This window comes from Ruegeria sp. CH2 (assembly GCF_056537065.1).
In genome coordinates this window covers 1-25354 of the sequence record NZ_JBQFQV010000010.1, presented here as the reverse complement: position 1 = coordinate 25354, position 25354 = coordinate 1, and the positions used below count along the sequence as shown (strand labels likewise).

27 protein-coding genes and 3 tRNA genes are annotated in these 25354 nt (G+C 57.0%); 18 read left to right on the top strand and 12 right to left on the bottom strand.

The features are described 5' to 3' along the window. The first annotated feature begins 3 nt into the window (after nucleotides 1-3). Nucleotides 4-267, top strand: coding sequence for a DUF2312 domain-containing protein (locus ACR0M9_RS13935; protein WP_480773888.1), 264 nt, complete (start codon nucleotides 4-6; stop codon nucleotides 265-267). 270 nt (nucleotides 268-537) lie between these two features. On the opposite strand, the gene ACR0M9_RS13930 is transcribed toward ACR0M9_RS13935, so the two are convergent. After that, nucleotides 538-612, bottom strand: a tRNA-Thr gene (locus ACR0M9_RS13930). Nucleotides 613-695: 83 nt separating this feature from the next. On the opposite strand from ACR0M9_RS13930, the gene ACR0M9_RS13925 reads away from it, so the two are divergent. The 9 genes from ACR0M9_RS13925 (at nucleotide 696) to ACR0M9_RS13885 (ending at nucleotide 6505) form a co-directional block, all read left to right on the top strand. Beyond that, entirely contained in the window at nucleotides 696-851 is a 156-nt protein-coding gene (locus ACR0M9_RS13925) for a hypothetical protein (RefSeq protein ID WP_209505784.1), read from the top strand. 6 nt (nucleotides 852-857) lie between these two features. Next, complete coding sequence (gene murA / locus ACR0M9_RS13920; RefSeq protein ID WP_480773887.1) at nucleotides 858-2126, top strand: UDP-N-acetylglucosamine 1-carboxyvinyltransferase; 1269 nt, start codon at nucleotides 858-860, stop codon at nucleotides 2124-2126. Then, the gene (locus ACR0M9_RS13915; RefSeq protein ID WP_480507465.1) at nucleotides 2123-2599 is read left to right on the top strand and encodes a DUF2948 family protein; all 477 of its coding nucleotides are present in this window, start codon (nucleotides 2123-2125) and stop codon (nucleotides 2597-2599) included. The genes murA and ACR0M9_RS13915 overlap by 4 nt, the downstream gene beginning before the upstream one ends. Then, nucleotides 2600-3121 (top strand): GNAT family N-acetyltransferase, encoded by a 522-nt coding sequence (locus tag ACR0M9_RS13910; RefSeq protein ID WP_480495062.1) that lies wholly within the window; start codon nucleotides 2600-2602, stop codon nucleotides 3119-3121. 61 nt (nucleotides 3122-3182) lie between these two features. Next, nucleotides 3183-4484 (top strand): histidinol dehydrogenase, encoded by a 1302-nt coding sequence (gene hisD, locus ACR0M9_RS13905; protein ID WP_480773886.1) that lies wholly within the window; start codon nucleotides 3183-3185, stop codon nucleotides 4482-4484. A gap of 98 nt (nucleotides 4485-4582) precedes the next feature. After that, entirely contained in the window at nucleotides 4583-5062 is a 480-nt protein-coding gene (locus ACR0M9_RS13900) for a UPF0262 family protein (protein WP_171722821.1), read from the top strand. Nucleotides 5063-5065: 3 nt separating this feature from the next. After that, nucleotides 5066-5524 (top strand): arsenate-mycothiol transferase ArsC, encoded by a 459-nt coding sequence (locus ACR0M9_RS13895; protein ID WP_209505795.1) that lies wholly within the window; start codon nucleotides 5066-5068, stop codon nucleotides 5522-5524. Then, entirely contained in the window at nucleotides 5521-5919 is a 399-nt protein-coding gene (locus ACR0M9_RS13890) for a ketosteroid isomerase-related protein (RefSeq protein ID WP_480488382.1), read from the top strand. The genes ACR0M9_RS13895 and ACR0M9_RS13890 overlap by 4 nt, the downstream gene beginning before the upstream one ends. Beyond that, the gene (locus ACR0M9_RS13885) at nucleotides 5912-6505 is read left to right on the top strand and encodes a GNAT family N-acetyltransferase (protein ID WP_480773885.1); all 594 of its coding nucleotides are present in this window, start codon (nucleotides 5912-5914) and stop codon (nucleotides 6503-6505) included. Before ACR0M9_RS13890 ends, ACR0M9_RS13885 begins: the two co-directional genes overlap by 8 nt. Nucleotides 6506-6655: 150 nt before the next feature. On the opposite strand, the gene ACR0M9_RS13880 is transcribed toward ACR0M9_RS13885, so the two are convergent. The 3 genes from ACR0M9_RS13880 to ACR0M9_RS13870 form a co-directional block, all read right to left on the bottom strand. Further along, the gene (locus tag ACR0M9_RS13880; RefSeq protein WP_480773884.1) at nucleotides 6656-6913 is read right to left on the bottom strand and encodes a hypothetical protein; all 258 of its coding nucleotides are present in this window, start codon (nucleotides 6911-6913) and stop codon (nucleotides 6656-6658) included. A 215-nt stretch (nucleotides 6914-7128) separates the two neighbouring features. After that, on the bottom strand, nucleotides 7129-7461 hold the full coding sequence (locus ACR0M9_RS13875) for an STAS-like domain-containing protein (protein WP_480773883.1): 333 nt from the start codon (nucleotides 7459-7461) through the stop codon (nucleotides 7129-7131). Beyond that, a complete protein-coding gene (locus tag ACR0M9_RS13870) occupies nucleotides 7454-8410 on the bottom strand; it encodes a hypothetical protein (RefSeq protein ID WP_480773882.1) in 957 nt (318 codons plus the stop codon). The genes ACR0M9_RS13875 and ACR0M9_RS13870 overlap by 8 nt, the downstream gene beginning before the upstream one ends. 389 nt (nucleotides 8411-8799) lie before the next feature. On the opposite strand from ACR0M9_RS13870, the gene ACR0M9_RS13865 reads away from it, so the two are divergent. From ACR0M9_RS13865 to ACR0M9_RS13840, 6 genes are all read left to right on the top strand, one after another. After that, entirely contained in the window at nucleotides 8800-9675 is an 876-nt protein-coding gene (locus tag ACR0M9_RS13865) for a carbon-nitrogen hydrolase family protein (RefSeq protein ID WP_480773881.1), read from the top strand. Nucleotides 9676-9766: 91 nt separating this feature from the next. Next, nucleotides 9767-9985 (top strand): translation initiation factor IF-1, encoded by a 219-nt coding sequence (gene infA / locus ACR0M9_RS13860; protein ID WP_005978431.1) that lies wholly within the window; start codon nucleotides 9767-9769, stop codon nucleotides 9983-9985. A gap of 11 nt (nucleotides 9986-9996) precedes the next feature. Then, complete coding sequence (locus ACR0M9_RS13855) at nucleotides 9997-10575, top strand: Maf family protein (RefSeq protein ID WP_480773880.1); 579 nt, start codon at nucleotides 9997-9999, stop codon at nucleotides 10573-10575. After that, nucleotides 10572-11594 (top strand): ribonuclease E/G, encoded by a 1023-nt coding sequence (locus ACR0M9_RS13850; protein ID WP_480507481.1) that lies wholly within the window; start codon nucleotides 10572-10574, stop codon nucleotides 11592-11594. Before ACR0M9_RS13855 ends, ACR0M9_RS13850 begins: the two co-directional genes overlap by 4 nt. Beyond that, nucleotides 11591-11773, top strand: coding sequence for a DNA gyrase inhibitor YacG (locus ACR0M9_RS13845; RefSeq protein ID WP_480473599.1), 183 nt, complete (start codon nucleotides 11591-11593; stop codon nucleotides 11771-11773). The genes ACR0M9_RS13850 and ACR0M9_RS13845 overlap by 4 nt, the downstream gene beginning before the upstream one ends. A 79-nt stretch (nucleotides 11774-11852) precedes the next feature. After that, nucleotides 11853-11927: transfer RNA gene (locus tag ACR0M9_RS13840), tRNA-Phe, on the top strand. Between the two features lie 310 nt (nucleotides 11928-12237). Here the strand turns inward: ACR0M9_RS13840 and ACR0M9_RS13835 are convergent. From ACR0M9_RS13835 to ACR0M9_RS13820, 4 genes are read right to left on the bottom strand one after another with little or no spacing between them, the layout of a single operon-like run. Then, nucleotides 12238-13275, bottom strand: a complete 1038-nt coding sequence (locus ACR0M9_RS13835) for an ACP S-malonyltransferase (protein WP_480773879.1) — start codon at nucleotides 13273-13275, stop codon at nucleotides 12238-12240. Further along, entirely contained in the window at nucleotides 13272-15461 is a 2190-nt protein-coding gene (locus ACR0M9_RS13830; protein ID WP_480773878.1) for a dehydrogenase E1 component subunit alpha/beta, read from the bottom strand. The genes ACR0M9_RS13835 and ACR0M9_RS13830 overlap by 4 nt, the downstream gene beginning before the upstream one ends. 11 nt (nucleotides 15462-15472) lie before the next feature. Further along, a complete protein-coding gene (locus tag ACR0M9_RS13825) occupies nucleotides 15473-16675 on the bottom strand; it encodes an acyl-CoA dehydrogenase (RefSeq protein WP_209508024.1) in 1203 nt (400 codons plus the stop codon). Then, entirely contained in the window at nucleotides 16672-17844 is a 1173-nt protein-coding gene (locus tag ACR0M9_RS13820) for a pyridoxal phosphate-dependent aminotransferase (protein WP_480773877.1), read from the bottom strand. The genes ACR0M9_RS13825 and ACR0M9_RS13820 overlap by 4 nt, the downstream gene beginning before the upstream one ends. A gap of 101 nt (nucleotides 17845-17945) precedes the next feature. On the opposite strand from ACR0M9_RS13820, the gene ACR0M9_RS13815 reads away from it, so the two are divergent. Beyond that, nucleotides 17946-18842, top strand: coding sequence for a LysR substrate-binding domain-containing protein (locus ACR0M9_RS13815; RefSeq protein ID WP_480773876.1), 897 nt, complete (start codon nucleotides 17946-17948; stop codon nucleotides 18840-18842). A gap of 22 nt (nucleotides 18843-18864) precedes the next feature. Here ACR0M9_RS13815 and ACR0M9_RS13810 read toward each other — a convergent pair whose 3' ends face one another. Beyond that, nucleotides 18865-19734 carry a hypothetical protein gene (locus ACR0M9_RS13810; protein WP_480773875.1) on the bottom strand — a complete coding sequence of 290 codons (870 nt, stop codon included), beginning with the start codon at nucleotides 19732-19734 and terminating at the stop codon, nucleotides 18865-18867. Between the two features lie 181 nt (nucleotides 19735-19915). Here ACR0M9_RS13810 and ACR0M9_RS13805 point away from each other — a divergent pair. Then, a tRNA-Thr gene (locus tag ACR0M9_RS13805) sits at nucleotides 19916-19991 on the top strand. 588 nt (nucleotides 19992-20579) lie between these two features. On the opposite strand, the gene ACR0M9_RS13800 is transcribed toward ACR0M9_RS13805, so the two are convergent. From ACR0M9_RS13800 to ACR0M9_RS13790, 3 genes are all read right to left on the bottom strand, one after another. Continuing rightward, nucleotides 20580-22265, bottom strand: a complete 1686-nt coding sequence (locus tag ACR0M9_RS13800; RefSeq protein ID WP_480773874.1) for a reverse transcriptase domain-containing protein — start codon at nucleotides 22263-22265, stop codon at nucleotides 20580-20582. Between the two features lie 260 nt (nucleotides 22266-22525). Then, nucleotides 22526-22960 (bottom strand): ASCH domain-containing protein, encoded by a 435-nt coding sequence (locus ACR0M9_RS13795; protein WP_480773873.1) that lies wholly within the window; start codon nucleotides 22958-22960, stop codon nucleotides 22526-22528. Further along, complete coding sequence (locus ACR0M9_RS13790; protein WP_480773872.1) at nucleotides 22950-25064, bottom strand: GNAT family N-acetyltransferase; 2115 nt, start codon at nucleotides 25062-25064, stop codon at nucleotides 22950-22952. Before ACR0M9_RS13790 ends, ACR0M9_RS13795 begins: the two co-directional genes overlap by 11 nt. Nucleotides 25065-25354: the final 290 nt, after the last annotated feature.

Here is a 25354-nt window from a genome sequence, read left to right as displayed (position 1 = left end):
AAGATGAGCATGTCTGAAGAAGCAGAAGTAAATTACAAGGTCACCGCGGGCGAGCTGCGCCAGTTTGTGGAACGTATCGAGCGCCTGGAGATGGAAAAGAAAGACATCGCCGACCAGATCAAAGAGGTCTACGCCGAAAGCAAGTCGCGCGGCTATGACGTAAAGGCCCTTCGCAGCATCATTTCCCTCAGAAAAAGGGACAAGGATGACATCGCCGAGCAAGAGGCCGTCATCGAAATGTACAAAGAAGCGCTGGGCATGAACTAAGCCCGACCGCCGCGAAACGATCTATGGCTCTGGAATGGGTTCAAAGCCCGGAAAGAGCCACCGGCCGGGGGGATGCAACGGGCGCGCAGCGGCTCCCCTTGCCAAGCGCATGGTACTACCACGCGCAGCGCTCGACGCCTCCGGGCTGTATCGAACCGCCCATAAACCAAACGCGCACCACAAAAGTCTCTGACACGCCAATAGCCAAAGACGCCGGAACACCCAAACCCTTCCGGATAAAAGCGCGCTTTTTCGCAGGAATATGAAGGATGGTGCTGCTGGAGAGAATTGAACTCTCGACCTCTCCCTTACCAAGGGAGTGCTCTACCTCTGAGCTACAGCAGCGCTGTGGGCGGGTGATTAGACTCAAACGAAACGCGGCGCAAGGGTGTCTGGACGGTTTTTTTCGCCTCCTGTAGAGAAAGATCATGACGGATAAAAATTCACCCAAAAAACAAGGTAAACCCGGCGATGCGCGCGAGGCGCGGCTGAAGGCGGCGCTGAAGGCTAACATGGCGCGTCGCAAGGCGCAGGCCAAGGCGCGTGCGGCAGCAGGGGACAAGCCTGACAAGGACGAGGGATAAGAGCAGATGGATTCGATTCTGGTAACGGGCAATGGCCCGCTGAACGGTCAGATACCGATTGCGGGGGCCAAGAATGCGTGCCTGACACTGATGCCCGCAACATTGCTGAGCGAAGAACCGCTGACGCTGACCAATGCGCCGCGGCTGAGCGACATCAAGACCATGACCGCGCTGCTGCAATCGCTGGGGGCCGAGGTGTCGTCGCTGCAAGACGGTCAGGTGATTGCAATGTCCAGCCACAGCCTGACCAGTCAGACCGCCGATTATGACATCGTGCGCAAGATGCGCGCCTCGAACCTTGTGCTGGGCCCCTTGCTGGCGCGGTTCGGGCAGGCGGTCGTGTCACTGCCAGGCGGTTGTGCGATTGGCGCGCGGCCAATGGACCTGCATGTCGAAGGGCTCGAGGCGCTGGGCGCCGAGATCGAGCTGAAGGACGGCTATCTGCACGCCAAAGCTCCGGGTGGTCTGAAAGGCGCCGTGCACCAGATGCGCTTTGCCTCGGTCGGGGCCACCGAAAACATCGTCATGGCGGCCACGCTGGCCAAGGGCACCACGGTGCTCAAGAACGCCGCGCGCGAGCCCGAGATCGTCGATCTGGTTGAATGCCTGCGCAAGATGGGTGCCCAGATTTCCGGCGAAGGTACCCCGACCATCGAAATTCAGGGCGTCGACCGGCTACACGGGGCCACACATCAGGTTGTCACCGACCGGATCGAGCTGGGCACCTATATGCTGGCCCCGGCGATTTGTGGGGGCGAGGTCGAACTGCTGGGCGGTCGCATGTCACTGGTCGAATCCTTTGCGGCCAAGCTGGATGCGGCAGGCGTCAGCGTTTCAGAAACCGAGGGCGGTCTGAAAGTGGCCCGCAAAAACGGGCGTGTGCGCGCGGTGGATGTGGTGACCGAACCTTTCCCCGGCTTCCCGACCGACTTGCAGGCGCAGATGATGGCGCTGATGTGCACGGCTGAGGGCACCTCGGTTCTCGAAGAACGCATCTTCGAAAACCGCTTCATGCACGCCCCCGAACTGGTGCGCATGGGCGCGCATATCGAGGTGCATGGCGGCACCGCCACGGTGACCGGGGTCGAGCGCCTGAAAGGCGCACCGGTGATGGCGACCGACCTGCGGGCCTCGGTCTCGCTGATCCTTGCCGGATTGGCGGCAGAAGGGGAAACAACGGTCAGCCGGGTCTATCATCTGGACCGCGGATATGAACATGTGGTGCGCAAGCTGGAAGGCGTGGGTGCAAAGATTGAACGGATCAAGGGCCAATGACAGACGCAAGCTTTGAAGACGGGCGCGAGGCGCCGCTTAATCTGGGGGCCGAGGATGCAGATGACCTTCAGGTGATCTCGACCCTCGCGCAGGATGCCGTGTTTCCGGTGACCGAGATGAAGTGGCAACCGGCGCAGCGCCGCTTTGGCTTGCTGCTGAACCGCTTCCGCTGGGAAGACAAGGATGCCGCCGCCCGCCGCGACCGCCCGTTTGAACGGGTGCAGTCGGTGCTGGTCTTCGGTTCGGTTCTCTCGGTGTCCAGTCAGGGCATTGATCGCGGTGACACTGACATGATCATGTCGCTGCTGTCGGTTGTTTTCGAACCCGGCGAGGATGGCGCGGGCCATGTCCTGCTGACGCTGGCCGGTGACGGCGCGATCCGCCTGACGGTCGAGGCGCTGGATGCCACCCTCAAGGACGTCACGCGCCCTTATCAGGCCCCCTCCGGTCAGGCCCCGCATCACCCCGAATAGATGCAGAACAAGCGCGGCATATCTCAGGCGTTTTCGAAGGTGCCCGAAGGTGTCACTCTGCGTCGCGCCACCGTTTTCGACGTTTTCGACATCAGTCGGGTTCTGATCCGTTCGATCACGCAGCTCTGCGGGGCCGATCATCAGGGTGACCCGCAGGCCATCGCGCAATGGACCGATAACAAGGACCCGGCCTCGATCCGGGGCTGGATCAAACCTGGATCGCAGATCTGGCTGGCTGAACGGGCCGGGCAGGTGGCCGCCGTAGGCGGTTTGTTGGAAACCGGAGAGATCACTCTGCTTTACATCGACCCGGATCATAAGGGCTGTGGTCTGGGGGCGGCGGTTTTGAATCGGCTGGAACGGGAACTGCTCGCGGCGGGATGTTCCTCAGCCTCGCTTGAGGCAACAAAAACCGCGCAGGATTTCTATCTGCGCCACGGCTGGCAGGCTACCGGCCGGTGCTGCGGCCACGGGGATCTGTCCTGCTTTGCCATGCACAAATCGCTGCACCCCGTGGGCTGAGGGTTGAGGCCGCGCGCTCCGGGCGATATGTCCCAATGCGCAACGCCCGGAGTGCCAGATCATGCCCGTTTTCCTTGATACCACATCGCCCGATTTCGAACCCGCCTTCCGGACCCTGCTCTCGGCCAAGCGCGAGGACAGCCCGGATGTGGATGCGGTCGTGGCGCAGATCATCGACGATGTGCGCAACCGGGGCGATGCGGCGGTGATCGAACTGACGGCCAAATTCGACCGGCTGACGCTGACGCCCGAAACGCTGGCCTTCAGCGCACAGGACATCGCGGATGCGGTGGCGCAGGTCTCGGACGAAGATCGCACGGCGTTGGAACTGGCGGCTTCCCGCATCCGGGCCTATCACGAAAGGCAGATGCCCGAGGATCAGGAATGGACCGATGCAACGGGCGCAACACTCGGCTGGCGCTGGTCTGCCGTCTCGGCCGCAGGGCTTTACGTGCCGGGTGGATTGGCCTCGTACCCGTCATCGGTGCTGATGAACGCCATCCCGGCCAAGGTGGCCGGTGTGGAACGGCTGGCCATCGTGGTGCCCACGCCCGACGGGCAAGTGAACCCGCTGGTGCTGCTGGCGGCACAGCTGTCGGGTGTGGACGAGGTTTATCGCATCGGCGGCGCGCAGGCCGTGGCGGCGCTGGCCTATGGTACCGACACCATCGCGCCGGTCGACAAGATCACCGGGCCAGGCAACGCCTTTGTCGCCGCCGCCAAGCGGCGCGTCTTTGGCAAGGTCGGTATCGACATGATCGCGGGCCCCTCGGAAATTCTGGTCATCGCCGACAAGGACAATGAGCCTGACTGGATTGCGCTGGACCTGCTCAGCCAGGCCGAACATGACGAAAGCGCGCAGTCGATCCTGATCACTGACGACGCGGCATTCGGCCAGTCCGTCGCGCAGGCGGTCGAAAAACGGCTGGAAACCCTGCAACGCCGCGCCATCGCCGGGGCCAGCTGGCGCGACTACGGCGCGGTGATCACTGTGCGCAACCTGGACGAGGCCGCAGCCCTGTCCAACCGCATTGCCCCGGAACATCTGGAGCTTTGCGTGGCCGACCCGCGCGCGCTGAGCGAAAAAACCATCCACGCCGGAGCCATCTTTCTGGGTCAGTACACCCCCGAAGCCATCGGCGATTATGTGGGCGGCCCCAACCACGTGTTGCCCACCGCGCGTTCGGCGCGGTTTTCGTCGGGCCTCAGCGTGATGGATTTCCTCAAACGCACCACGCTCAGCCAGATGACCCCCGAAGCCCTGCGTGCCATCGGCCCTGCTGCCGAACAGCTGGCGCAATCGGAAAGCCTCGAGGCGCATGGCCTCTCGGTCACCGCGCGCCTGAACCGCCTGAATGGCTGAAATGACGCAAAGACCGGGCGCATATGGCGTTTCTGTGCGTTGCCCGTTGAATATCATTGCTATAGGTCTGTGCTGACGCAAGGAATGTGACTGTAAAGATGACCCGCATCTCGCATATCGAACTGGATGATAGAAATCTGCCGCCGCCCACGCCCGAGATCGAGCAGGAGCGCAAGGTCGCCATCTATGATCTGCTGGAAGAAAACAGCTTCTCGCTGCCCAAACGCGACGACCGCGTTGTGCCCGAGGGCCCCTATCGCCTCCAGCTTTCGATCCGCGACAAACGGCTTGTCTTCGACATTGAAACCGAGGCCAACGAAAAAGCGGCCGAGTTTCACCTGTCGCTCGGTCCCTTCCGGCAGGTGGTCAAGGATTACTTCCAGATCTGCGAAAGCTATTTTGACGCGGTGAAATCGCTGCCGCCCAGCCAGATCGAAACCATCGACATGGCCCGCCGGGGTATCCACAACGAAGGCAGCCGCGTGTTGCAGGAACGGCTGGAAGGCAAGGCAGATGTCGACACCGACACCGCCCGCCGCCTGTTCACGCTGATCTGCGTTCTGCATTTTGGGGGCTGACGCGTGAAGCCTCTGCCGCAGTCGGTCCTGTTCTGTTGCGACCACAACGCGGTTCGGTCCCCAATGGCCGAGGGGCTGATGAAGAAATTCTATGGCACCGGCACCTATGTCCAGTCCGCCGGTGTGCATAACGATCTGGAAATCGACGGCTTCAGCATCGCGGTCTGCCACGAGGTCGGCGTGGAACTGTCCCGCCACCGGTCGCGCTCCTTCGACGAGATGCAGGAATGGGGCGATGACCTCAGCTCGTTCGATCTGGTTGTGGCGCTTTCACCCGCCAGCCAGCGTCAGGCGCTGGAACTGACCCGTGTTTTTCACCTCGATGTCGATTATTGGCCAATAATGGACCCTACCGGGATGGGCGAGACCCGCGAACAAAAGCTACACCACTACCGACAGACCCGCGACCAGATCATTCAGCATCTGAAAGACCGCTGGGGCGAACCAACGGAGGGGACATGAACCAGACCGTCAAAACCTATTTCGATGCCTTCAACGCCGGTGACGTCGATGGCATGCTGGCCTGCCTGTCCGATGACGTGGCCCATCACGTGAACGAAGGTCAGATTCGCGTCGGCAAGGACAAGTTCGCCGCCTTTTGCGCCCATATGAACCGCTGCTACCGCGAAAACCTGACCGACATCGTTGTGTTCGAGGCTCAGGGCGGCACCCGCGCCGCGGCCGAGTTCATCGTCAACGGCACCTATCTGGAAACGGACGAGGGTCTGCCCGACGCCCACGGCCAGACCTATCGCCTGCCTGCCGGATCGTTCTTTGATCTCAGGGACGGCAAGATCACCCGCGTCACCACCTTCTACAACCTTGCAGACTGGACCAAACAGGTCTCGAATGGCTGACGTCACCGACGTCCGCCCCCTGACCGGAGCGGCACTCGGGGCCGCTCTGGACGATGTCGCCCGCCTGCGGATCAGGGTGTTTCACGCCTGGCCCTACCTCTATGACGGCGATCTGGAATACGAACGCAAATACCTCCAATCCTACCGCGACAGCGACAAGGCCATCGTGGTCGGCGCCTTCGACGGCGACCGCCTGATCGGCGCCTCGACGGGCGCGCCGCTGACCGACCACGCCGACGATTTCGCCGCGGCCTTTGCAGACACCGGGCTCGATCTGTCGCAGATCTTCTATTGCGCCGAATCCGTCCTGCTGCCGGACTATCGCGGGCAGGGGGTTGGCCACAAATTCTTCGACACGCGAGAGGGGCATGCCCGCGAACTGGGCTTTGCCAAATGCGCCTTTTGCAGCGTGCAACGCCCCACCGACCACCCCCTGCGCCCCGACCACTACCGCCCGCTGGATACCTTCTGGCGCGCCCGCGGATACGAGCCCCTACCCGGCGCAATCGCCCAATTCTCGTGGAAGGATATCGGGGAAGAGGGAGAAACGCTGAAGCCGTTGCAGTTCTGGATCAGGGATTTGTAGGGTTCGGGTTGAGAGCGGTGGAGCAGGGTTTTTCTGTGTGTTGCCGGAAGTGAGGTCACAGAGCTGCCATTCGTCGCGAATGCGAGGCAAGTGATGCGACCGGACGCTTATGGAAAAAACAAGTGAAGGCTTTGGTTAGGAAGGAGTTTTTCATCCTGAGAAAATGGATCTCTTCATTGCGTTTCTCCGCAACCTAACACCTCTCCTCATTTGCCAGCCGATTTGCAATATAACAGTAAGTTTTGCTGAATCAGCAGTACGGTCTGTGTCGTCAAAATTTCCACCCGTGGCCGCACGGTACAGTTCTTTCCACTCTTCCTTGGTATTTGCTAGAGCATCTTCTTGACCAAAGAAAAGTTGGTTCTGCATCCCGTTGACATTGTGAAGTTTTGCACGAATTTGCGCCATTAACTTCGGATGATCGGCTCCCAAAGATACCGCAGATTCCCCCCAGAATCGCGTACAGTCATCCAAAAGGCTGTCGATGATGCTACAAATATAATCAACGTCGGAATCTCGAGTGACCTCCTTACGGAGTGCAGATCCAAACCAAGTATCTAATACTCTTTTTATTATCGGGCCAACAATCGTACCGATGAGCGCCGAAAAGAAAATTGACCAAGTCAGGCCGCATGCTCCCGGTTTGCTTCGTCTTCAACATACTGCCATGCTTCATCCTTATAGACTTCACTGTCAGCGTCTTCGACCTCAATTGTTAAAAGCTCTTTTACCTTCGAAAAGCTCACGCCTGCGCGGATCAATCCGCCAAACGCTTCCTCCAAAAAAGATGCAGGAAAGCCAGCGGCATCATCAAAAACTACAACGACCTTCTCACCTTTATTTAGATGAGGGAGCAGGAATTTTTCCCTGAAATCTTGACCGTTACCTTCTCCGTGTCGCGGATAGCGGCCTCCTGGGAACTTGTTGAAGTCTTTGGCGACAGCTATTCTAACCATTGCTAGCTCCTGTTCCTTTCAACGCGTCGAGGGGAATACTCCACTCGACCAATGTACCACCTATATGTAGATGGTGGTCTATTTTTTCCAACGTTTTATCATGACTAAGCGATAAATCACCTTTTCCACTAATGATACGTAAGTATCCTTGCCCCGCCAGTCGGATAGCGTTTCGCATCTTGTCGAGCCCTTTTCCACGTTCTGCTTTGTGAGTTCGAGTGCGACCTACTTCAAACGCGCTCTCAATTATGTTGGCTTCTGGCGCTCCCCCCACAATACCCGCCAAGAAAGTCTTAACAGAAGGCCAAAAATCCTCGTTTGTTGGCACGCAAGCCGGAATCCCGACACCTTGATCATACACAAAAAACCTTAATGAGTCGTTGTTTGGATCATAACAGCTAGTTGCCCACCAGCGGTGACCGGCGTAAGGAAACTTAGGTTTTTCCCCTAAATCAACATACCCGTGATCCAAGCAATTCAATACAGCCTCGTCCAAGGCACCAAAAACATACTTTTTGCTACTAAAGACAACGCCTAGATCCTGAAGCCACGTTTGCAATCTTGAAATGCTGACTCCGTCTCGCCTCGTGTCCGACTGCAAAGTAAACAAAACCAATTTATCGGGATCCGCATCCTGGCCTCGCTTAGCCCGCACGCCTAGTAGGTCAAAGACGCCCAGATCGTAGAGAAGAGTCCGAACGCGTGGAGACCAGTTCCTAATTCCTCGTGTTCGCAGGCCAGCGTCTCGGTTCAAAGACCAGCGATGCAACTCTGCTGCGAGAACCACGGCGGCTGGAACTGAAATTCGGTTAACAGCGCAAAGATCAATTGCAAATGGCTGAGGTTCAATAACACCGTTTCGCTTTGAGACTTTGTTGGTGAAAATCGCAGACTTCAGTTCAACGAAAAACTCAATCGTGGCCTCGCTATTTTGCGAAAAGCTGAGCACTCTGGGCGCCTTAAGAACAAGTGGTTTGTACTTTTCAGCCCCTCGCCAAAATCGCCTTCTGAGTCGGGAATGCCATTGTTTTCGTGCTAGAATCGAGCGCCTCAGCTGCTCGCGCCGTGATAAGTACTTCATAACAATTTTCTTTTTTGGTCTGTCGGGCAAACACTTCCGTGACACCTTCGATCAATGCAAGGATAAAATGCAAAAATTAGGTCATGAGTATACGCCTTGATTAACGTCACGCTGCAAATGCGTAATCGAGGAACTACCTGGATGTCTCATCAAAGCCATCCACCCCCCTTCACCCGCCCCCTGCACCAGATTGATCTGTACACGCGGCGACTCTCACGGTTTAGTGCCTCGACACATCGGCTCAGGGGTTCCCATCAATGAAAGTCGCAACCGCAGCGTATAATCTCGACTGGCTCGACAGCTGGGCGCAGTACGAGGACAAGCTGGACCGCTGGGTTGCCGAGGCTGCCGGGCAGGGGGCCGGGCTGCTGGTGTTCCCCGAATACGGCGCGATGGAGGTGTCGACGCTTGATGGTGCCGACGTGGCGGGTGATCTCGAACGCTCGATCCGCGCGGTTTCGGACCGGTTCGAGGATGTACAAAATTTGCACTCGCGCCTCGCAAGCGCGTACAAAACGTACATTCTGGGTGCATCGGCCCCGGTTGTGGATGGGTCCGGCCGCCCGGTGAACCGCGCCGCGTTCTACGCCCCGGACGGTGGCCGCGACCATCAGGACAAGCAGATCATGACCCGCTTTGAACGCGAGGACTGGGACATTGCGCCGGGTGGTCCACTCAAGCTGTTCGACACCGCGCTGGGCAAAATCGGTGTTCTGATCTGCTATGACAGCGAGTTTCCCCTGCTGGGCCGCGCACTTAGCCACGCGGATATGATCCTCGTACCGTCCTGCACCGAAGCGCTGTCAGGGTATTGGCGTGTTCGCATCGGGGCAATGTCAAGAGCATTGGAAAATCAATGTGTTACAGTTATGTCGTCACTGGTCGGAGCCAACGACTGGTCCGTAGCTGTGGACATGAACACCGGCATGGGCGGCGTTTTCGGCCCGCCGGACAAGGGGTTTCCGGCCACCGGAGTGCTGGCCGAGGGCGCTCTGAACCAGCCCGGCTGGACCTATGCGGATGTCGACCTGTCCGCCATCGCCGAGGTCCGCGCCGATGGCCATGTGCTGAACCGGACCCATTGGCCAGAGCAGGACGCCCGAGTCGAAACGGTCACATTATCCGCCCTTTAGATGAATCCGCCCTTGAAATAAGGGAAAAATAGGCTCATCTAAGCGCACATCCCCGCAGATTCTGCGGGCGCAACCTAATGATGGAGACAACATGGCCAAGGAAGATACGCTCGAATTTCCCGGTGTCGTGAAGGAACTCCTGCCTAATGCGACGTTTCGGGTCGAGCTGGAAAACGGCCATGAAATCATCGCACATACGGCAGGAAAGATGCGCAAGAACCGCATCCGTGTTCTGGCCGGCGACAAGGTTCAGGTCGAGATGACCCCCTATGATCTGACCAAGGGTCGGATCAACTACCGCTTCAAATAACGCCTGCCGAGATGGCGTTTATCCTGGGATCGGGCAGCCCAAGGCGGCTGGACCTGCTGGCGCAGCTTGGCGTGCAGCCCGACTCCATCCGCCCCCCTGACATCGACGAAACACCGCTGAAGGGTGAGCTGCCGGTTCCGTATTGCAGCCGCATTACGCGTGAAAAAGTAAAGGCAGTTCAATCGGATAGCGGTGACATCACGCTTTGCGCGGACACGACAGTTGCACTGGGGCGGCGTATTCTGGGCAAGCCCGAAGATGAGGGTCAGGCCGCAGAGTTCCTGTACGCTCTGTCCGGTCGCCGCCACCGGGTGATCACCTCGGTCGCGGTTCGGCGCGGGGATCGCATCCTGCAACGCGATGTCGTCTCGCAGGTCAAGGTCAAACGCCTGTCTGACGTTGAAATCAACGCTTATCTGGCGACCGGTGATTGGCAAGGTAAAGCCGGGGCCTACGCGATCCAGGGCCCTGCTGGCGCATTCATCCCATGGATTTCGGGCTCGTTCACTGGCATCGTGGGGCTGCCCCTGTCCGAGACCGCCGCCTTGCTGCAAGGGATCGGCTACCCACTATATCGCGAGGCATCATGAAAGGTCGCACCATCGTTCTGGACCATATCCAAGGCCGCGAGGCCGCGGCATTGATGGTCGACGGAAAGCTTGATGATCTCCTGATTGCCGCCGACGCGCCGGCACCCGGCACCATCTATCGTGCCCGCGCCGATCGACCGGTCAAGGGGCAGGGCGGCATGTTCCTGACGACACCCGACGGCCCGGCTTTTCTTCGACAGGTCAAAGGGTTAGCGCCGGGTGCCACGCTTCTGGTGCAGGTGGGCGGATATGCCGAGCCCGGCAAGGCCATCCCTGTAACCAACCGCATCCTGTTCAAAAGCCGCTTTGCCATTGTCACACCCGACGCGCCGGGCCTGAACATCTCGCGCAGCATCAAGGATGAAGACAAGCGCGATCAACTGCTTGAAATCGCGCATGAACAAATGGGCGACAGCCCCTACGGGTTGATCCTCCGCTCCTGCTGCATGGATGCGGATGCCGGTGACATTGCTGACGACATTTCGGCCATGCTTGCGCAAGCTGAACAAGTGATGACGGACGAGGGCTCCGACGTCGAACTGCTCAGCGAAGGTGACAGCCCGCATATCCTCGCATGGCGCGACTGGACCGATCCTGCCGAGGTTGTGACGAAAACCGGCAGTTTTGAAACCCATAGTGTGCTGGACGCGCTGGATGTCGCCCTTGGTGTTTCCGAGCCTCTCCCCGGAGGCGGATACCTCTATATCGAACCGACCCGCGCGTTGGTGGCCGTTGACGTGAACACAGGCGCGGATACGTCGCTGGCGGCAGGAACAAAAGCCAACTTCGCTTGTGCCAAAGCCTTGCCACGTGCATTGCGTGTGCGCGGGCTGGCGGGGCAGATCACACTGGATCTGGCTCCGATGCCCAAGAAAGACCGCCGAGGGTTCGAATCCGCCCTGCGTGCGGCCTTTAAGTCGGACCCGGACGAGACGATACTGGCGGGATGGACACCTCTGGGGCATTTCGAGTTGCAGCGCAAACGCAGCCGGTTACCTGTCGCAGAGATCCTGAAATGAGCTGTCCGATCTGCGGAGAAGAAACGCAAAAGAAGTTCCGCCCGTTCTGTTCGAAACGCTGCGCAGACATTGATCTGGCCAAGTGGCTGAACGGCTCTTACGCGGTCCCGTCTCAGCGCGAAGACGACCCTGAGACCGAGGCCGATGCGGACGAACGCAATACAATGCGACCGCACTGAAAAAATGTAAAAAAGCCTCTGGACACTGCCGGTAGCAAGTCATAGAACGCCTCCACCCAACGACAAACGTCGTTCCCGTGCCCGGGTAGCTCAGGGGTAGAGCAGTGGATTGAAAATCCTCGTGTCGGTGGTTCGATTCCGCCCCCGGGCACCATTTACGCCAGAGAAATGAGTGATGGATATCAAACGCTTAGCGTTCAATGTCTGGGCCTTTGGCTCGTCTGCAAGATGCTCGACCGAAAGTGTCCTGAATTGCGTGAAGATGCCATATGACCCGGAGCATTCGACAGTAGTTGCCGTCTCAGGCCGAGCGCTCCGTCGCCTTTTCCGGTTCCGGAATCGTGGAATTGAAATGCAGGGCGCTTTTTTGGGCAGGCTCTGAACAGAAGGTTCGGTGGGAAGAGTGGAGCGGAGTGCCCGCGATAGATCGATTTGCGCCGGGCGAACCGCCAAGGTGTGCAAGGTCAGGTCACACGTGCGCGTTGATCCTCGATCCCCATTGAGATCAGCGAAGGTTCTTCGCGTTGGCTGGTCTGAAAGCTTGCTTTGTCCTGCATCTTATCCCAATTGCTCAGGATCAGGCACTGCGCGACGGCTCCGCCCAGTGTGGTTCCCGGTCCAGTGACGATGAACATATCGGGTGCAAACTCTTTCGCGGCTTGTGATACGGCCTTTGTGAAATCATAGGTTTCGGTCACCTGATGACCCAAGGTGTAGTCCCAAAGCGCGTCCAGATCACAGGCGCCGGGCCACCAGATCTGACCGCGGCCATCTATCATGGGCAGATTGGGTTGTCGGAACAGATCTGCGGCAAGGCGGGTGCGACCGACTTCGGCAACTGGGCGTTGCAGGTGTGAATGAAACCCTGCGTGATTGGCCAGCCGCATCGGAAAGCGTTCCTGCACCACAGGCACCTTGTTTTCAAAGGCAGATAACCCAGCTTCATCCCCGGCCAGAACCAACATCCCGCCCAGATCAATTGACAGGGTGAGGGTCGCGCCAGTGCCGTCAATCTCAGCGACCAGAGCCAGCAGTTCGGCCTTGCGTGCCGGGTTCGGCTGCCAGTCGGCATCCAAGAAGGGGTAGATCAACTGGCCGCCAATCAGGCTCTGCTGCATGAGTGTTCCCATGGTGTTGACCACCTCGAACCCTGCCTCGGCGGTCAAGGCACCCCCGCAGGCCAGGGCCGAATACCAGCCCATCGAGTTTCCGGTCACAGCCACCACGTCGATCTTCTCTGGATCAATGGCACGAAAATCGCCCAGCGTCGCGGCAAAGATCAGGGCCGAGGCATTGTCGCCGCGCGTGTGCTTTGCCACGGAATACCGCGTTGCGCCGTCCAGTTCGCTTAGGGTTTCCTGACCCTGCGCGCGTCGCATGTCGTCGAAATGTGCCAGCAGGGCCTTGTCGGTAAAATGCCGACCCAGAACCCCCAATTCAGGTTTGTTGTAGGTGCCGCGCCCCGGACAGATGACAACAGCGGTTTGTTTTGCTGACCTCATTTGCCCGTCTCCATCAGGGATCTTGCTGCGGCCTCGATGCTGTCTTTCGATGGCATGGTTGCGGCATAGGCCGGGCCGGTGGCGATAAAGCTGTCTTCGGCGGTAATACGTGCCATCGGCACATCTGTGGCTTCGTGGAAATGGGCCATCAGGGCTTCGGCCACGCCACCGTGATGCCGGGTTTCATCGACGATCAATATCCGCTTGGCACCGCTTACGGCCCGGGTCAGCGCGTCTTTGGGCAGCGGTGACAACCAGCGCATGTCAATGATCCGGGTTTTTATCCCGTCGGCCTCCAGCGGTTTGCGCGCCTGATGGCTGAGGTAGACGCCATTGCCAAAGGTAACAATCGCCAGATCGTCGCCGTCGCCATCCACGCCGACCTCGCCGAAACCGATCCTTTCGGATGGGTCGGGGTAGGTGTGCATCCAGCCTGCGTCCCCAGCTTCGTGCAAGTCCCGCATCGGGTAGAGCGCGATGGGTTCCAGAAACACGACCAGCCGCTGTTCTTCCCGGGCCAGCCGCACGCATTCACGCAGCATTCGTGCAGCGTCGGCGCCGTTCGATGGGCAGGCCAGGATCAGCCCCGGAATATCGCGCAGAACCGCGACCGAGTTGTCATTGTGGAAATGCCCGCCAAAACCTTTTTGATACCCCAACCCGGCGATGCGCACGACCATCGGGTTGGTGTACTGACCGTTCGAGAAGAAGGGCAGGGTGGCCGCTTCGCCGCGCAACTGGTCTTCGGCGTTATGAAGATAGGCCAGGAACTGGATTTCCGGCATGGGCGTAAACCCGTTCTGAGCCATCCCGATGGCTAGGCCCAGAATCGACTGTTCGTCCAGCAGCGTGTCGATCATCCGGTCAGGGCCGAAACGGGCCTGAAGCTTTTGCGTCACGCCATAGACACCGCCCTTGCGCCCGACATCTTCGCCCATCATCACGATCTCGCCGTGTTCAAGCATCAGGTCGCTCAGAGCCCAGTTGATCAGGCGTGACATGATCTGGGGTTCAGCATGTGCTTTGAGGTCGCCGCCGAATACCTCAGCTCGATGTTCAGCTGACGGGCCATTGGTAGGGGCACAGGGGCGTGCGGGCGGGATCAGGCTGGCCATCACATCACCTGCGGTTTTCAGGCGAGGGCGGGTGATCGCCTTGTCGGCGACGCGGGTGACGCGGTCGCAGGTGTCGGTGTATACCTTCAGCGCGTCATCCGGTTGCATCGCACCGGATTGTTCCAGCAGACGGACGGAGTGCAGCAGGGGGTCGTTCGCCTCTTCGGCTTCGACCTCGGATTTTGGCATATAGGTGGTGGGCATATCTGCCCCGGCGTGGCCATACAGGCGCACCGTGCGGATGTGCAGAAATGCGGGCTTCTTGCGGCTGCGGACATAGGCGGCGGCTTCTTGTGCGACACGGTAGGTTTCGAAAATGTCGAGCCCGTCACACGTGAAATACTTCAGTCCCGGTCGATGAGAGAATGTTGCGGCAATCCAGCCTTGTGGTGTCTTGGTCGAAATTCCGATCCCGTTGTCCTCGCAGCAGAACAGCAGTGGCAGGGGAACCGACTGGTAAGACGTCCACTGCGCGGTGTTGAACGCGCCTTGCGCTGTGGAATGGTTGGCCGAAGCATCACCAAAGGAACAGTAGACGATGGCGTCGTCCGGCATTTCTGCATGTTCGGGTTTGTGACGGCGGGCTGCCCCGATTGCATAAGCCGCGCCGACAGCTTTGGGCAGGTGGCTGGCAATGGTCGAGGTCTGCGGCGGGATGCAAAGTGCTTTTGACCCCAACACCTTGTGCCGCCCACCGCTGATCGGATCATCAGAGGATGAAGCGAAGGACAACAGAATATCCCATGTCGGGCTCTGCCCCTGCACCTGATCGGACCGGGCGATCTGAAACGCGGCGTCGCGGTAGTGTAGAAAAGCGGGGTCTGTCGGGCGCAGGGCTGCCGCCACGGCGGCCATCCCCTCGTGACCAGAGGAGCCGATGGTATAGAACCCCTGACCCGCTTTCTGCATTGCCCGGCTTTGGCGGTCCAATGCACGGCTGAGACATTGCGCGCGATATAGCCCGACCGCTTCGGACGCTGTCAGTGGGCCAGACGGCGTCGCGCCAGCGGGGAAATCCCGTGCCGCAACCCGGCGCAGGAAGTTGTCATGCACAATGGTTGCGCGATCCATCTTTGTCGTCCTCAGGCGAAGGCTTGCAGGCCCGTTTGCGCGCGACCCAAGATCAAGGCATGAACATCATGCGTGCCTTCATAGGTGTTCACGGTTTCCAGATTCACCATGTGGCGGATCACGTGGAAATCCTGGCTGATGCCATTGCCGCCGTGCATGTCACGTGCGTGGCGGGCGACCTCAAGTGCCTTGCCGCAATTGTTGCGCTTGATCAGACTGATCATCTCGGGTGCTGCGCGGGCTTCGTCCATCAGACGACCCACGCGCAGAGCGGCCTGAAGGCCCAAGGCGATTTCGGTCTGCATGTTCGCAAGCTTCAGCTGGAACAGCTGCGTTTGCGCCAAAGGGCGACCGAACTGTTTTCGGTCCAGACCGTATTGCCGCGCGGCGTGCCAGCAGGCCTCGGCTGCACCCATCGATCCCCAGGCGATACCGTATCGTGCGCGGTTCAGGCAGCCAAACGGCCCTTTCAGACCTTCGACACCCGGCAACAGAGCATCTTCCCCGACCTCGACATTGTTCATCACGATCTCACCCGTGATCGAGGCGCGCAGCGACAGTTTGCCTTCGATCTTCGGAGCTGAAAGACCGGGTGTACCTTTTTCAAGAACGAAACCCTTGATCTTGCCGTCATGCGCGTCTGATTTGGCCCAGACAACAAACACGTCAGCAATGGGCGCGTTCGAAATCCACATCTTTGACCCGTTGAGGACATAGCCCCCATCAGTCTTTTTCGCGACGGTTTTCATGCCGCCGGGGTCCGAACCTGCATCGGGCTCGGTCAGGCCAAAGCAGCCAATAGACTCCCCGCTGGCCAGTTTCGGAAGGTATTTCCGGCGCTGTTCATCCGTTCCGTAGGCATAGATCGGATACATGACGAGGCTGGACTGCACCGACATCATCGAGCGGTAACCGCTGTCGACCCGTTCCACTTCGCGTGCGACCAGACCGTAAGTGACATAGCTGGCACCGATGCCGCCGAATTCTTCGGGGATAGTCGTGCCCAGAAGGCCCATTTGACCCATCTCGCGAAAGATTTCGGGGTCTGTTTCTTCATTGGCGAAAGCCTGGGTCACACGGGGCAGCAGTTTGTCCTGCGCGTAGGCGTTGGCCGCATCGCGCACCATGCGTTCGTCTTCGGCCAACTGGTCTTCCAGCAGAAAAGGGTCATCCCAAGTGAAAGGGCCAAGCTGGGGGCGGGATTGTGGTTTCATGAGAGTTTCCTTTCTACAGCGGCTTTGAGACGTGCAAGCCCCGCTGCAATTGTATCTTGGGCATAAGCAAAGCTCAGGCGAAAATGTCCGGGCAACCCGAAGGCGCGACCGGGAACCAGAGCGACACCGGCATCTTCCAACATCCAGGTGCAGAAGTCAGCGTCATTTTTGAACGGTCCACCCTGATCCTCAAGCAGTCCGGCGCAGGAAGGAAAGGCGTAGAACGCCCCGTCGGGAGCCGCGCAGCGCAACCCCGGAACCGTGTTCAACCCTGCAACCACCAGATCACGGCGTTCGGAAAAAATGACCCGGCGTTCTTCCAACAGGTCCGGGCTGCCGGTCAGCGCCGCAAGCGAGGCCCATTGTGCAATCGAACAGGCGCCCGATGTAACCTGCCCCTGAACGGCCACCATTGCCTTGATCAACTCGACCGGCCCGATCCCCCAGCCGATGCGCCATCCGGTCATGGACCATGCTTTGGCGACACCGTCGACGATCAACAGACGGTCGGCAAGGTCAGGGGCTGCCTCGGCCACTGAAACAAATGGAGTAAAGCTGAGATGGCGATAAATCTCATCCGCAAGAACCCAGACCTGTGGATGCCGGGACAAAACAGATGCGAGGGCGGCGATCTCATCCTGTGTATAGATTGCCCCCGACGGGTTCGACGGCGTGTTGAGCATCAGCCAGCGCGTGCGCGGTGTGATAGCGGCCTCTAACTGTTCCGGCAGAAGCTTGAATCCCTGATCCATCGGGCAAGGCAGAATGACGGGCGTTCCACCCGCCATCCGCACTATGTCAGAATAGCTGGTCCAGTAGGGCGCGGGCATGATGACCTCGTCGCCGGGGTTCAAGCTGGCCAGCATGGCATTGGCTATCACCTGCTTGGCACCGGTGGACACAATGACCTGAGCCACTTCGGCTTTGGCCTGCCGGGCAACTTCGGCGCGCAGGTCGGGCACCCCGGCCGTCGGCGGGTATTTCGTCTTGCCGTCCAGCGCTGCCGCGTAGGCAGCTTCGACCACATGGGGCGGGGTGGGCAGGTCAGGCTCACCGGTCGACAATGCCACAACATCGCGCCCTTCCGAACGCAAGCGTGCGGCGGCCTCGGAAATCTGCACGATTTCGGACAATTCGATACCGTTTAGTCGGTTTGCGCGGTGAAACACTGTCAATCTTCCTCTGGAGGTGACTGAGGTTCTATCTGCAAAGTAACTTGATAAAAATACGCTGTTTTGTATCGTTTCTGTGACTAAAACTCATAAGTGATATGCCCAGAATCAGCTCCCTTCCGTCTTTTGCCCTCATGCGCAGCTTCGAGGCTGCCGCACGCCACGAAAGCTATACCATGGCAGCAGAGGAACTTGGTGTGACGCAGGGCGCGGTTAGCCGCCAAGTGCGTGAACTTGAGGCTGCGCTGGGGGTGACGCTGTTTCGCCGGGTCGGGCGTGCCGTTCGCTTGTCGAAAGCGGGTCGCGCTTTGTTTGAAGAACTTGCCGGAGACCTTGAGCGGCTGAACAGTACGATCAATCGTGCGATCGCGGCCGGTGACGGTGCGTCGTTGCTGTCCTTGGCGGTCCTGCCCACCTTTGCGACACGGTGGCTGGTGCCAAGACTGCCGGATTTCAAGCACCTGCATCCGGGGATCGAACTGGATTTGCATTCCTACACGACACCGTTCAGCCTGGAAGAGCGGCGCGTGGACCTTGCCATTCACTTCGGGCACGAAGATTGGCCTGGTGCGCGGCTACGCAAGCTATTCCCGGAAAAACTTGTCGTGGCAGCTGCGCCCGTGTTGTTGGGCGCCCAACGGCCTTTCGAGGAACAGCATGTGTTCGATCTGCCGCTGTTGCATCTGACCTCACGGCCCGGGCTATGGTCCGAGTATCATGCAAGCCTTGGGCTTGACTCCAGGGCGGTTTTTCCAGGGATGCGCTTTGATCAGTTCTCGATGCTGATCGAAGGCGCAGTTGCCGGAATTGGGGCTGCGATTTTGCCGTCCTACCTGATCGAGGCCGAGTTGGCGTCTGGCGCGCTGGTCCAGACCGGGCAATTGGTGAATGCCTCGGGCAGCGCATATTTCATTGCAACGCCGACCGGGCAGAGGAACGAAGCCGTACAAGCGTTTGCGGACTGGATCATCCGGCAAACGAAAGGGCATTTGTAAGGGTGCGGACGCGACAGATGGGTTACAGCATCCGGATGCCCTGCATGGTCTGGATGATTGCCAGATCCTGCTCGTAAAGCTCTGTAAATGCGTCAACGATGTCTGCGTTCCAGCCGGGCAGATCGAGTTCTTCTTCGACCTCATCGGGCCTGGCATAGTCTTCCAAAACCCGCGCAAGGTCTTCGCGTTGAGTGTCCTTGTCGAGGCCGACACCGCCCCGCACGATGTCCAGAACATGCTGTTGACCGGTTTCAGTCAGAAGCGACGACAGCAACGCATATTCATCCACCAGAGGAGCGTCACCGGGCAGGCCCGCCATTGCGCGCGTGATATCCCCCAGAATCAGTGGCAGATGTTCGTTCTTCCACAAAGTGAGCTGCACCTGAGGTGCAAGATCGCGCAGATCTTCGATCATGCTCAACCAGCTCAGGCAACTCAGATCGGTGCTGGTCAGAATCTCCTGTCGGTGATCTTCATGGATCGACATCAGGACCTTGGGTATGAAAAAACCGGGGTTCACCAGACCGACAAATATTTCGACCTGAGCATCGTCCAGCAAGGTCTGCACATAGGCTGTCCGCTGCCCGGCAAAAGGGTAAATCTGTCCATGTTGCAGGGCAGAGCGTGTTGGGCCAAAGAACTTGTCGTTCGAGAGGATGACACGATCAACATTTGGATCATCCGGAAGAAGGGCGTGCAGCCCGTCCTGTGTTTCTGCATCAGACAAATCCTGAGCAAGGGCATCAGACAGAACCTTGACAAACTGACGTCCGCCGCGCGGTCCCAAGATCGCAGCACGGCTATCCGCCAAGGCCTGCTTGTTTGCCGAAAGCGAGGACAGCACTTGCCCTTCATCGGCGAAAGCGGCCCCGGCATGGATTACTACCTGCATCTTTTGTCCTTTTACCCTCAGGGGCTGTGTCCATCCCATTCCATGTCTTTGCGTCGCGTGAAAATCTGCAACGAACCAACCGTGCGGTTTCTGCACTTTCTCAGGAAATCGGGCAATCCCCAAGTTTGAGTTAAAAATGAGGGTTGCAGTCCTCTGTCGGACGAAGTAATCGACTGCCAGTGCCCCTATAGCTCAGCTGGTAGAGCAACTGATTTGTAATCAGTAGGTCCGCGGTTCGAGTCCGTGTGGGGGCACCATTTTTACAATAAAAAACAATGCGTTGCGCGACATCTGGACGCGCGAGTTTACTGCTCATTGCGCAGTCAGACATATGGCAGACATTCTGCGATTCAGGCCCCGCGTGCCTTGCGCCACATCAGTCTGACATGTTCAATACGTTCTAGTAGACTGGGATACAGTTCTCGTACCTGATTTTTGTGTTTATTTTCAGTGTTTTGATACGTTTTGATATGATAATACGTTGTTTTCTGAGAATTCAAATTTCAACGTAGGAAGTGGGTGCAATAAATGGCGAACGAAGTCATGTAAGAAGCTCTGCATTCCCGTAATTTGATATCAAGCCTTTGATAATAAATGATTTAGGGGATCGACACTTTCGTGTGGTCGGAGTGCCTACAATCGAACTTAGTCAGAGTGAAGTATGCTGTCTGATAAGCATTCAAAGATGTGTAGCTAAATACTAAGCCCACTCCACTTGTATTGGTGATTCACACAGCCAAAGTGCAGCGCAGAATTTGTGAATCCGTTTCAAGTAGGTGGAAGGTCGTGTCTGTCCCCCAACCCTGACATGTGCCAAAGTTGAATTGGCTGACTGAATTGATCTTTCAGCTGGAACTTGCAGTGCTGGCTCGAAGCATTTCAACAAAAACTGTGCGCACGGCCAAACAGGGTATAGTTCGGTCGCCACCATTCGGCCCCCTTACAATTACCCCGACGACCTTGCCTTCATGCAGCACAGGTCCTCCGCTCATTCCTTCGTATGTGCCGGACAACAACTCGAGCACATTATCCGTGGCAGGAGGTGTTCCATCAAAAGATTGGCGGGAAAAACCTGTCACCTCGGTCGAGCGAATAGTCAACGAGGAAGGATGAAGATTGGAAGGATAGCCTGCCGTTTGCACGGCCGACCGGATGCCAACGCTCGCTTCCTCTGTTGGGTTGGCCAATTGCAACAACGCAGCCGGTTGATAGGCAGCTATTGGAGCGCGAATTTGGATCAAGGCGAGATCGTTGTGGTCATCCTGCAAAACTACATCAGCATCCATCGGAAACGTTGGATTTTGCCTAGGAAAAACTCGGAGGTTTGGTCCAAGGCAATGTGCACAAGTCACATACAGGTTGTCTTCGATTGCGAAGCACGTACCGACGGCACCACTGCCCGTGTCATTTTCCAAGTAACAAACCGCTGCATTCAACACATCATGATCTTCGACCAGAGGGATATGGAAGTCTTGCCCTGAGCATAGATCATTGTAACGGGCGGCCAGTGCGCGAAACACTTGGTCCGTTGAACCTTTGACCTGACGAATAAATTCGATTTTGCCCCGCACCACCCATTCGAAGTTGCTCGCTTCTTGTTCAGGTAGGCGACCACGATCCGGGCGTTTTTCGTCGAAGTGTTTCGCACTTGCTGCTGCAAGCCCATTATATTCCCAATCGTGTAACATTGCTCGAACTTCACGAACAAATTTTCGTTTTACGTTGACTTTTTCATTGACGACCAACCCAGTAACATCTTGCTGAAACGCTCGCCCAAGAAGGCGAGTTTTCTCGTGATTGATCCGAAAACCATTGTCTTCCACGATCTGTTGGAAGCTATCGGACAAGGTGAACTCTATGAAGCTTTCTGGGTCCGCAAAACGCCCTATCGGCGCGGGAAAGGTTCGGCGATTTGATGATATTGTAATGTCGTCGGCATAACGAGTGTACGTGCACCCCAATTGTCTGCAAAACCTAGCTAGTTCGGCATCCAGTTTGTCGGTCACTATATTGGCTAATAGGGGTGACAACGCTCCACCCGGCATCAGAACACTTGTCGTGCGCCGTGACCCGTTAACCTCTTTTTCTGTTTCGAAGCACGCAATGTGGGCGACGAATTGGGCGATTTCTTCGGGGTAGTTGTAAGGTGGAGCAATCAGCCGACCTCGGACGCGTCCAAAGTGAATTGTCTCGAAATAATCTGCAAGGTCGATATTCAAGACCCAACGTTTGCCGACGTGTTGTCTTGCGTTACTCACTATGCTGCGCTGACGTCCTGACACAAAGCCATGAACATGGGCACGAGGTTGATAGTCTACTTCGATCAACCTCAAGATGTCGCGTTGTAGGTCAAGCAGGGCTTTGCGCGGAGCACAGATGCGTCGAGTGCCCCCACTTCGCTTTGGGATTGTAAACTCCTTGTACCGTGCACCTGCAGGCAACCCATGTGCGATATAGAACATTCGCCGCCTGTAATCACGGCGCAGGTGGAATGCGACTTGGCGTAGATTGGTAAATCGTTTCAATGACATGGGTGCACCAACGACCTGCAATCTCGCATTTCCAACGTAACGTGATCATCAAGTATCATCATGTAAGGCGAATTGCAGGTCGAGTTGAAAGTAACCTTCTCGAAGGTGTCGCAGGTAACACAACACTTGGTTGATTGCGGGCCGCTGGTGCCATCATGAGGTAGCTTGGAATCATACCGAGATACAAGGGGCGTTCGATTATAGTTCAACCAATCAAGTGGCCATCTTGGACAGCAATGTCATTTCACCGTCGCTCAAGTTCAGCAATACTGTGCAAGTTTTTCAAATTGACTAGCTTCGAGCACGGAAATCTTTGTGGCGACTTGCGGAATGTGTTCTACGCCACGAATCCGTCTGATGCTGTCTAGAGGTACAGGGGAGATAGGCTCGATGCCTTTCAGTTGGATTGCACATCCCAAATCACATCCGCCAAAGTATTCGAAAAACTGGTTCTTAGTGATCGCGGCTTCAGATTTGTACCGTGGCCACAGCTTGTCTGGCGAGTCGTAGTCGATCGCAACGACAGTGGCTTTGGCGACAAGTGCACCGACAGGTAATGTTGAATATATCCAAAGTTGAGAGCCAAGCGGCAACGACATGAACCGCCGGCGCAATTCAACTGTCTTCACGCCCCTGACAATGTTCTCTGCGTGGTTTGAATGAACTGAAATCATCGCATGACAGTCAACGTCCATTGGCCCAACCCCGATCAAAGATTTCTTGAGCAGCGGCGGTAGCAATTACCGTTGCAGTTTGCAGATTTTGACTGCCAGCAGCGTTTAGTTGCTGAAGCTCCATTAGGCTGACCGGGCGAGGAAATCGCAGCAGTGAGCTGAAACTGGTCAAAGTGACCATATTGCTAGATGAAAATCGATCCACGCTGTCGAGAACTGTCCTTTTCATATCGGATTGGCCTGTTTCTTCTTTTTGTTGTGTAACCACGTCATCGACGCGTGCCGCCGCGACTACTGCTCCGCGACCTCCGGTACGGGTTGATTCATAGAACAAAATCACTTGATTTGTCTTGAACAAATTCTTGCTTCGACCGCTACTGACGTAGGTTTTCCGAGATCGGAAAGCGCCTTCGAACTGATCCAAAAGGCTGGTCTGGTCTGATGTACCAAGTAATTCATCAGCATAAGATCGCCTGATAGGCTGAATGCTAACGCGCCTGTTGTTGGTGACAATCAGAGTTGGGGAGAGTAAGTCTTCGATACGCAGAAATTCAGTTACATCAGCGGAGTAGAGGGCATCAAATCCGTCAAAAACATTCGGAAATATCTGGGAAAATTCATTGCCGAACGCTACCCTTGCACGATCTGATAGACCTGAGAAATTTGAGGGAGTGATGGGTGTGCCCAAAGCTGCTTTGCTTAATACCTGATTGGAGTCACTATCGACAAAGCCGGTCTGCAATGCTGCTTTCCGCACCGCGATTTGCCCAGGTACATCGTCGAGACTTAGCAAGTTCAACCCCGCGCGTCCGATGGCGTCGACTTCATTGCTGAGCAGTGTATCAGCGATGAGTTCTGCGTTCGGGCGTTCGTGATCCACCAGTAGAAGTACTCGATGTGCGTCCCCAATCATTGCGGGAGGACGGGAAGCAAGTATTCCTGTGGCTGTCATAGCGTCGTCAAAGGCAGCCACGAAACGTCCGGGCGAGCGTGTTTCATGCCTCACAAAATAGCTGTCATCGAGGCCGCCTGCCGATTGCAGCTTCTCTGCAATGTCGCGCGCGACCTCAGGGCTTACCGTGCGCAGTTGGAATCCTTTGCCTCGGGTCGGTTTAAATTCGTCATTCAATTCCGTCGAGGCGAGCGCATCGTGGAAATCTTCAAGTGCTACAACTTCGAGGCCCCAAGTCTCACGGATCTGACGGCGATTTCTTAGCATTACGCCATCACTTGTTACGAACGCAGTAGCGTTTCCTGCTATGCATTCAGCGAGGTGCCTGCAGTCACTACGCGCTTGGGGTGTTCCCGCCTGCGAGGGTTTTCTCATTTCAAAAATGGACTTGTGGATGCTCGCAGCTAGGTCTTTGACGCTAGCATCGATTTTACTGCGCATTCTCGGAAGTGCATTTGCCAGCTTAAGCAGTGGGTCATCTTTTTGGGCTGATGATGTCCGGCTAAGTTCGTTTGAGAACTCTGAAGTCACAGCAATTCTCACACGACCATCAAGCGCAGCTGTGAAGACTCCAGTTGCCATTTCGTATTGATCACGCCCCTGTTTTATCAAGTCAAAAAGAACGTTGATGTCGATAACCCAGAGGTTTGATCGAGTGTCTGGCCTTGGCAAAACTGGAGCGGGCTGGTGTGTCAGCATTGCAGTAAGCAAGTTTGGGCTTTTTAAAGTTCGCTCGCGAACTACGATTTCGCGTTTTCGCGCTTTGCCACCACTCTGTGTCCTAACTGTGTGGAAGAGGTTTTTTTGATAAAACAGCTGGGCTATGCGCAAGTCTTTGGCAGGCTTTGCCGTGATCGCCAGATAACCTTCTGCCTCCAACTTGGCTACTACGTTGTCCAGCAGAAACTGGGCGATTCCCTGACGGGGGTATGCTGGGTCAACAGCAACGGCTTGAATTCGCCCATTGGGAAAGACGCCACCAAACACAATAAAACCGATGACTGTGTCATGACCTTCAATGCTTCCAAGAGCAGCGATTAGACGTCCGCGCCAAATCGCATCTTCAAGGCTGCTCCGAGGCCAGAACCCGATTTCAGTTTTGTAGTTGTCCGCAATAGCCACCAAACGGTCTAGATGCTTTATCAGTTCGGACGAATTTTCAGCTAATATCATACGCAAATCGCTTTTCCCCAACAATGGGAAAACGACGACACCTATGCAACCTTCAGGTGCCAAGGGGGGAGTTGTTACCACTCATACTTTCTCGGTGTGTAGGAGCTAAGACACACATCGACCACGTCAGTGCCGCGCATGCTGTTTTAGCGCGGTTTGAGAGCGGAAAGCTTCGGCTTCCCAGTCTGTCGTTGATATGACTGGACGTGTCGCGGTTTGCTGCCGCTCCTTTGATAGCATTTATTGCAGCAAAGGAGACGAACTATGGGACTGAAACGGACGGACGAATT

What these genes read in the sequence shown, in the direction of transcription:
- ACR0M9_RS13935 (WP_480773888.1), top strand. Translation starts at nt 4, where the DNA reads ATGAGCATGTCTGAAGAAGCAGAAGTAAATTACAAGGTCACCGCGGGC.
- ACR0M9_RS13925 (WP_209505784.1), top strand. Translation starts at nt 696, where the DNA reads ATGACGGATAAAAATTCACCCAAAAAACAAGGTAAACCCGGCGATGCG.
- murA (WP_480773887.1), top strand. Translation starts at nt 858, where the DNA reads ATGGATTCGATTCTGGTAACGGGCAATGGCCCGCTGAACGGTCAGATA.
- ACR0M9_RS13915 (WP_480507465.1), top strand. Translation starts at nt 2,123, where the DNA reads ATGACAGACGCAAGCTTTGAAGACGGGCGCGAGGCGCCGCTTAATCTG.
- ACR0M9_RS13910 (WP_480495062.1), top strand. Translation starts at nt 2,600, where the DNA reads ATGCAGAACAAGCGCGGCATATCTCAGGCGTTTTCGAAGGTGCCCGAA.
- hisD (WP_480773886.1), top strand. Translation starts at nt 3,183, where the DNA reads ATGCCCGTTTTCCTTGATACCACATCGCCCGATTTCGAACCCGCCTTC.
- ACR0M9_RS13900 (WP_171722821.1), top strand. Translation starts at nt 4,583, where the DNA reads ATGACCCGCATCTCGCATATCGAACTGGATGATAGAAATCTGCCGCCG.
- ACR0M9_RS13890 (WP_480488382.1), top strand. Translation starts at nt 5,521, where the DNA reads ATGAACCAGACCGTCAAAACCTATTTCGATGCCTTCAACGCCGGTGAC.
- ACR0M9_RS13885 (WP_480773885.1), top strand. Translation starts at nt 5,912, where the DNA reads ATGGCTGACGTCACCGACGTCCGCCCCCTGACCGGAGCGGCACTCGGG.
- ACR0M9_RS13880 (WP_480773884.1), bottom strand. Translation starts at nt 6,913, where the DNA reads ATGGCGCAAATTCGTGCAAAACTTCACAATGTCAACGGGATGCAGAAC.
- ACR0M9_RS13875 (WP_480773883.1), bottom strand. Translation starts at nt 7,461, where the DNA reads ATGGTTAGAATAGCTGTCGCCAAAGACTTCAACAAGTTCCCAGGAGGC.
- ACR0M9_RS13865 (WP_480773881.1), top strand. Translation starts at nt 8,800, where the DNA reads ATGAAAGTCGCAACCGCAGCGTATAATCTCGACTGGCTCGACAGCTGG.
- infA (WP_005978431.1), top strand. Translation starts at nt 9,767, where the DNA reads ATGGCCAAGGAAGATACGCTCGAATTTCCCGGTGTCGTGAAGGAACTC.
- ACR0M9_RS13855 (WP_480773880.1), top strand. Translation starts at nt 9,997, where the DNA reads ATGGCGTTTATCCTGGGATCGGGCAGCCCAAGGCGGCTGGACCTGCTG.
- ACR0M9_RS13850 (WP_480507481.1), top strand. Translation starts at nt 10,572, where the DNA reads ATGAAAGGTCGCACCATCGTTCTGGACCATATCCAAGGCCGCGAGGCC.
- ACR0M9_RS13845 (WP_480473599.1), top strand. Translation starts at nt 11,591, where the DNA reads ATGAGCTGTCCGATCTGCGGAGAAGAAACGCAAAAGAAGTTCCGCCCG.
- ACR0M9_RS13835 (WP_480773879.1), bottom strand. Translation starts at nt 13,275, where the DNA reads ATGAGGTCAGCAAAACAAACCGCTGTTGTCATCTGTCCGGGGCGCGGC.
- ACR0M9_RS13830 (WP_480773878.1), bottom strand. Translation starts at nt 15,461, where the DNA reads ATGGATCGCGCAACCATTGTGCATGACAACTTCCTGCGCCGGGTTGCG.
- ACR0M9_RS13825 (WP_209508024.1), bottom strand. Translation starts at nt 16,675, where the DNA reads ATGAAACCACAATCCCGCCCCCAGCTTGGCCCTTTCACTTGGGATGAC.
- ACR0M9_RS13815 (WP_480773876.1), top strand. Translation starts at nt 17,946, where the DNA reads ATGCCCAGAATCAGCTCCCTTCCGTCTTTTGCCCTCATGCGCAGCTTC.
- ACR0M9_RS13810 (WP_480773875.1), bottom strand. Translation starts at nt 19,734, where the DNA reads ATGCAGGTAGTAATCCATGCCGGGGCCGCTTTCGCCGATGAAGGGCAA.
- ACR0M9_RS13800 (WP_480773874.1), bottom strand. Translation starts at nt 22,265, where the DNA reads ATGTCATTGAAACGATTTACCAATCTACGCCAAGTCGCATTCCACCTG.
- ACR0M9_RS13795 (WP_480773873.1), bottom strand. Translation starts at nt 22,960, where the DNA reads ATGGACGTTGACTGTCATGCGATGATTTCAGTTCATTCAAACCACGCA.
- ACR0M9_RS13790 (WP_480773872.1), bottom strand. Translation starts at nt 25,064, where the DNA reads ATGATATTAGCTGAAAATTCGTCCGAACTGATAAAGCATCTAGACCGT.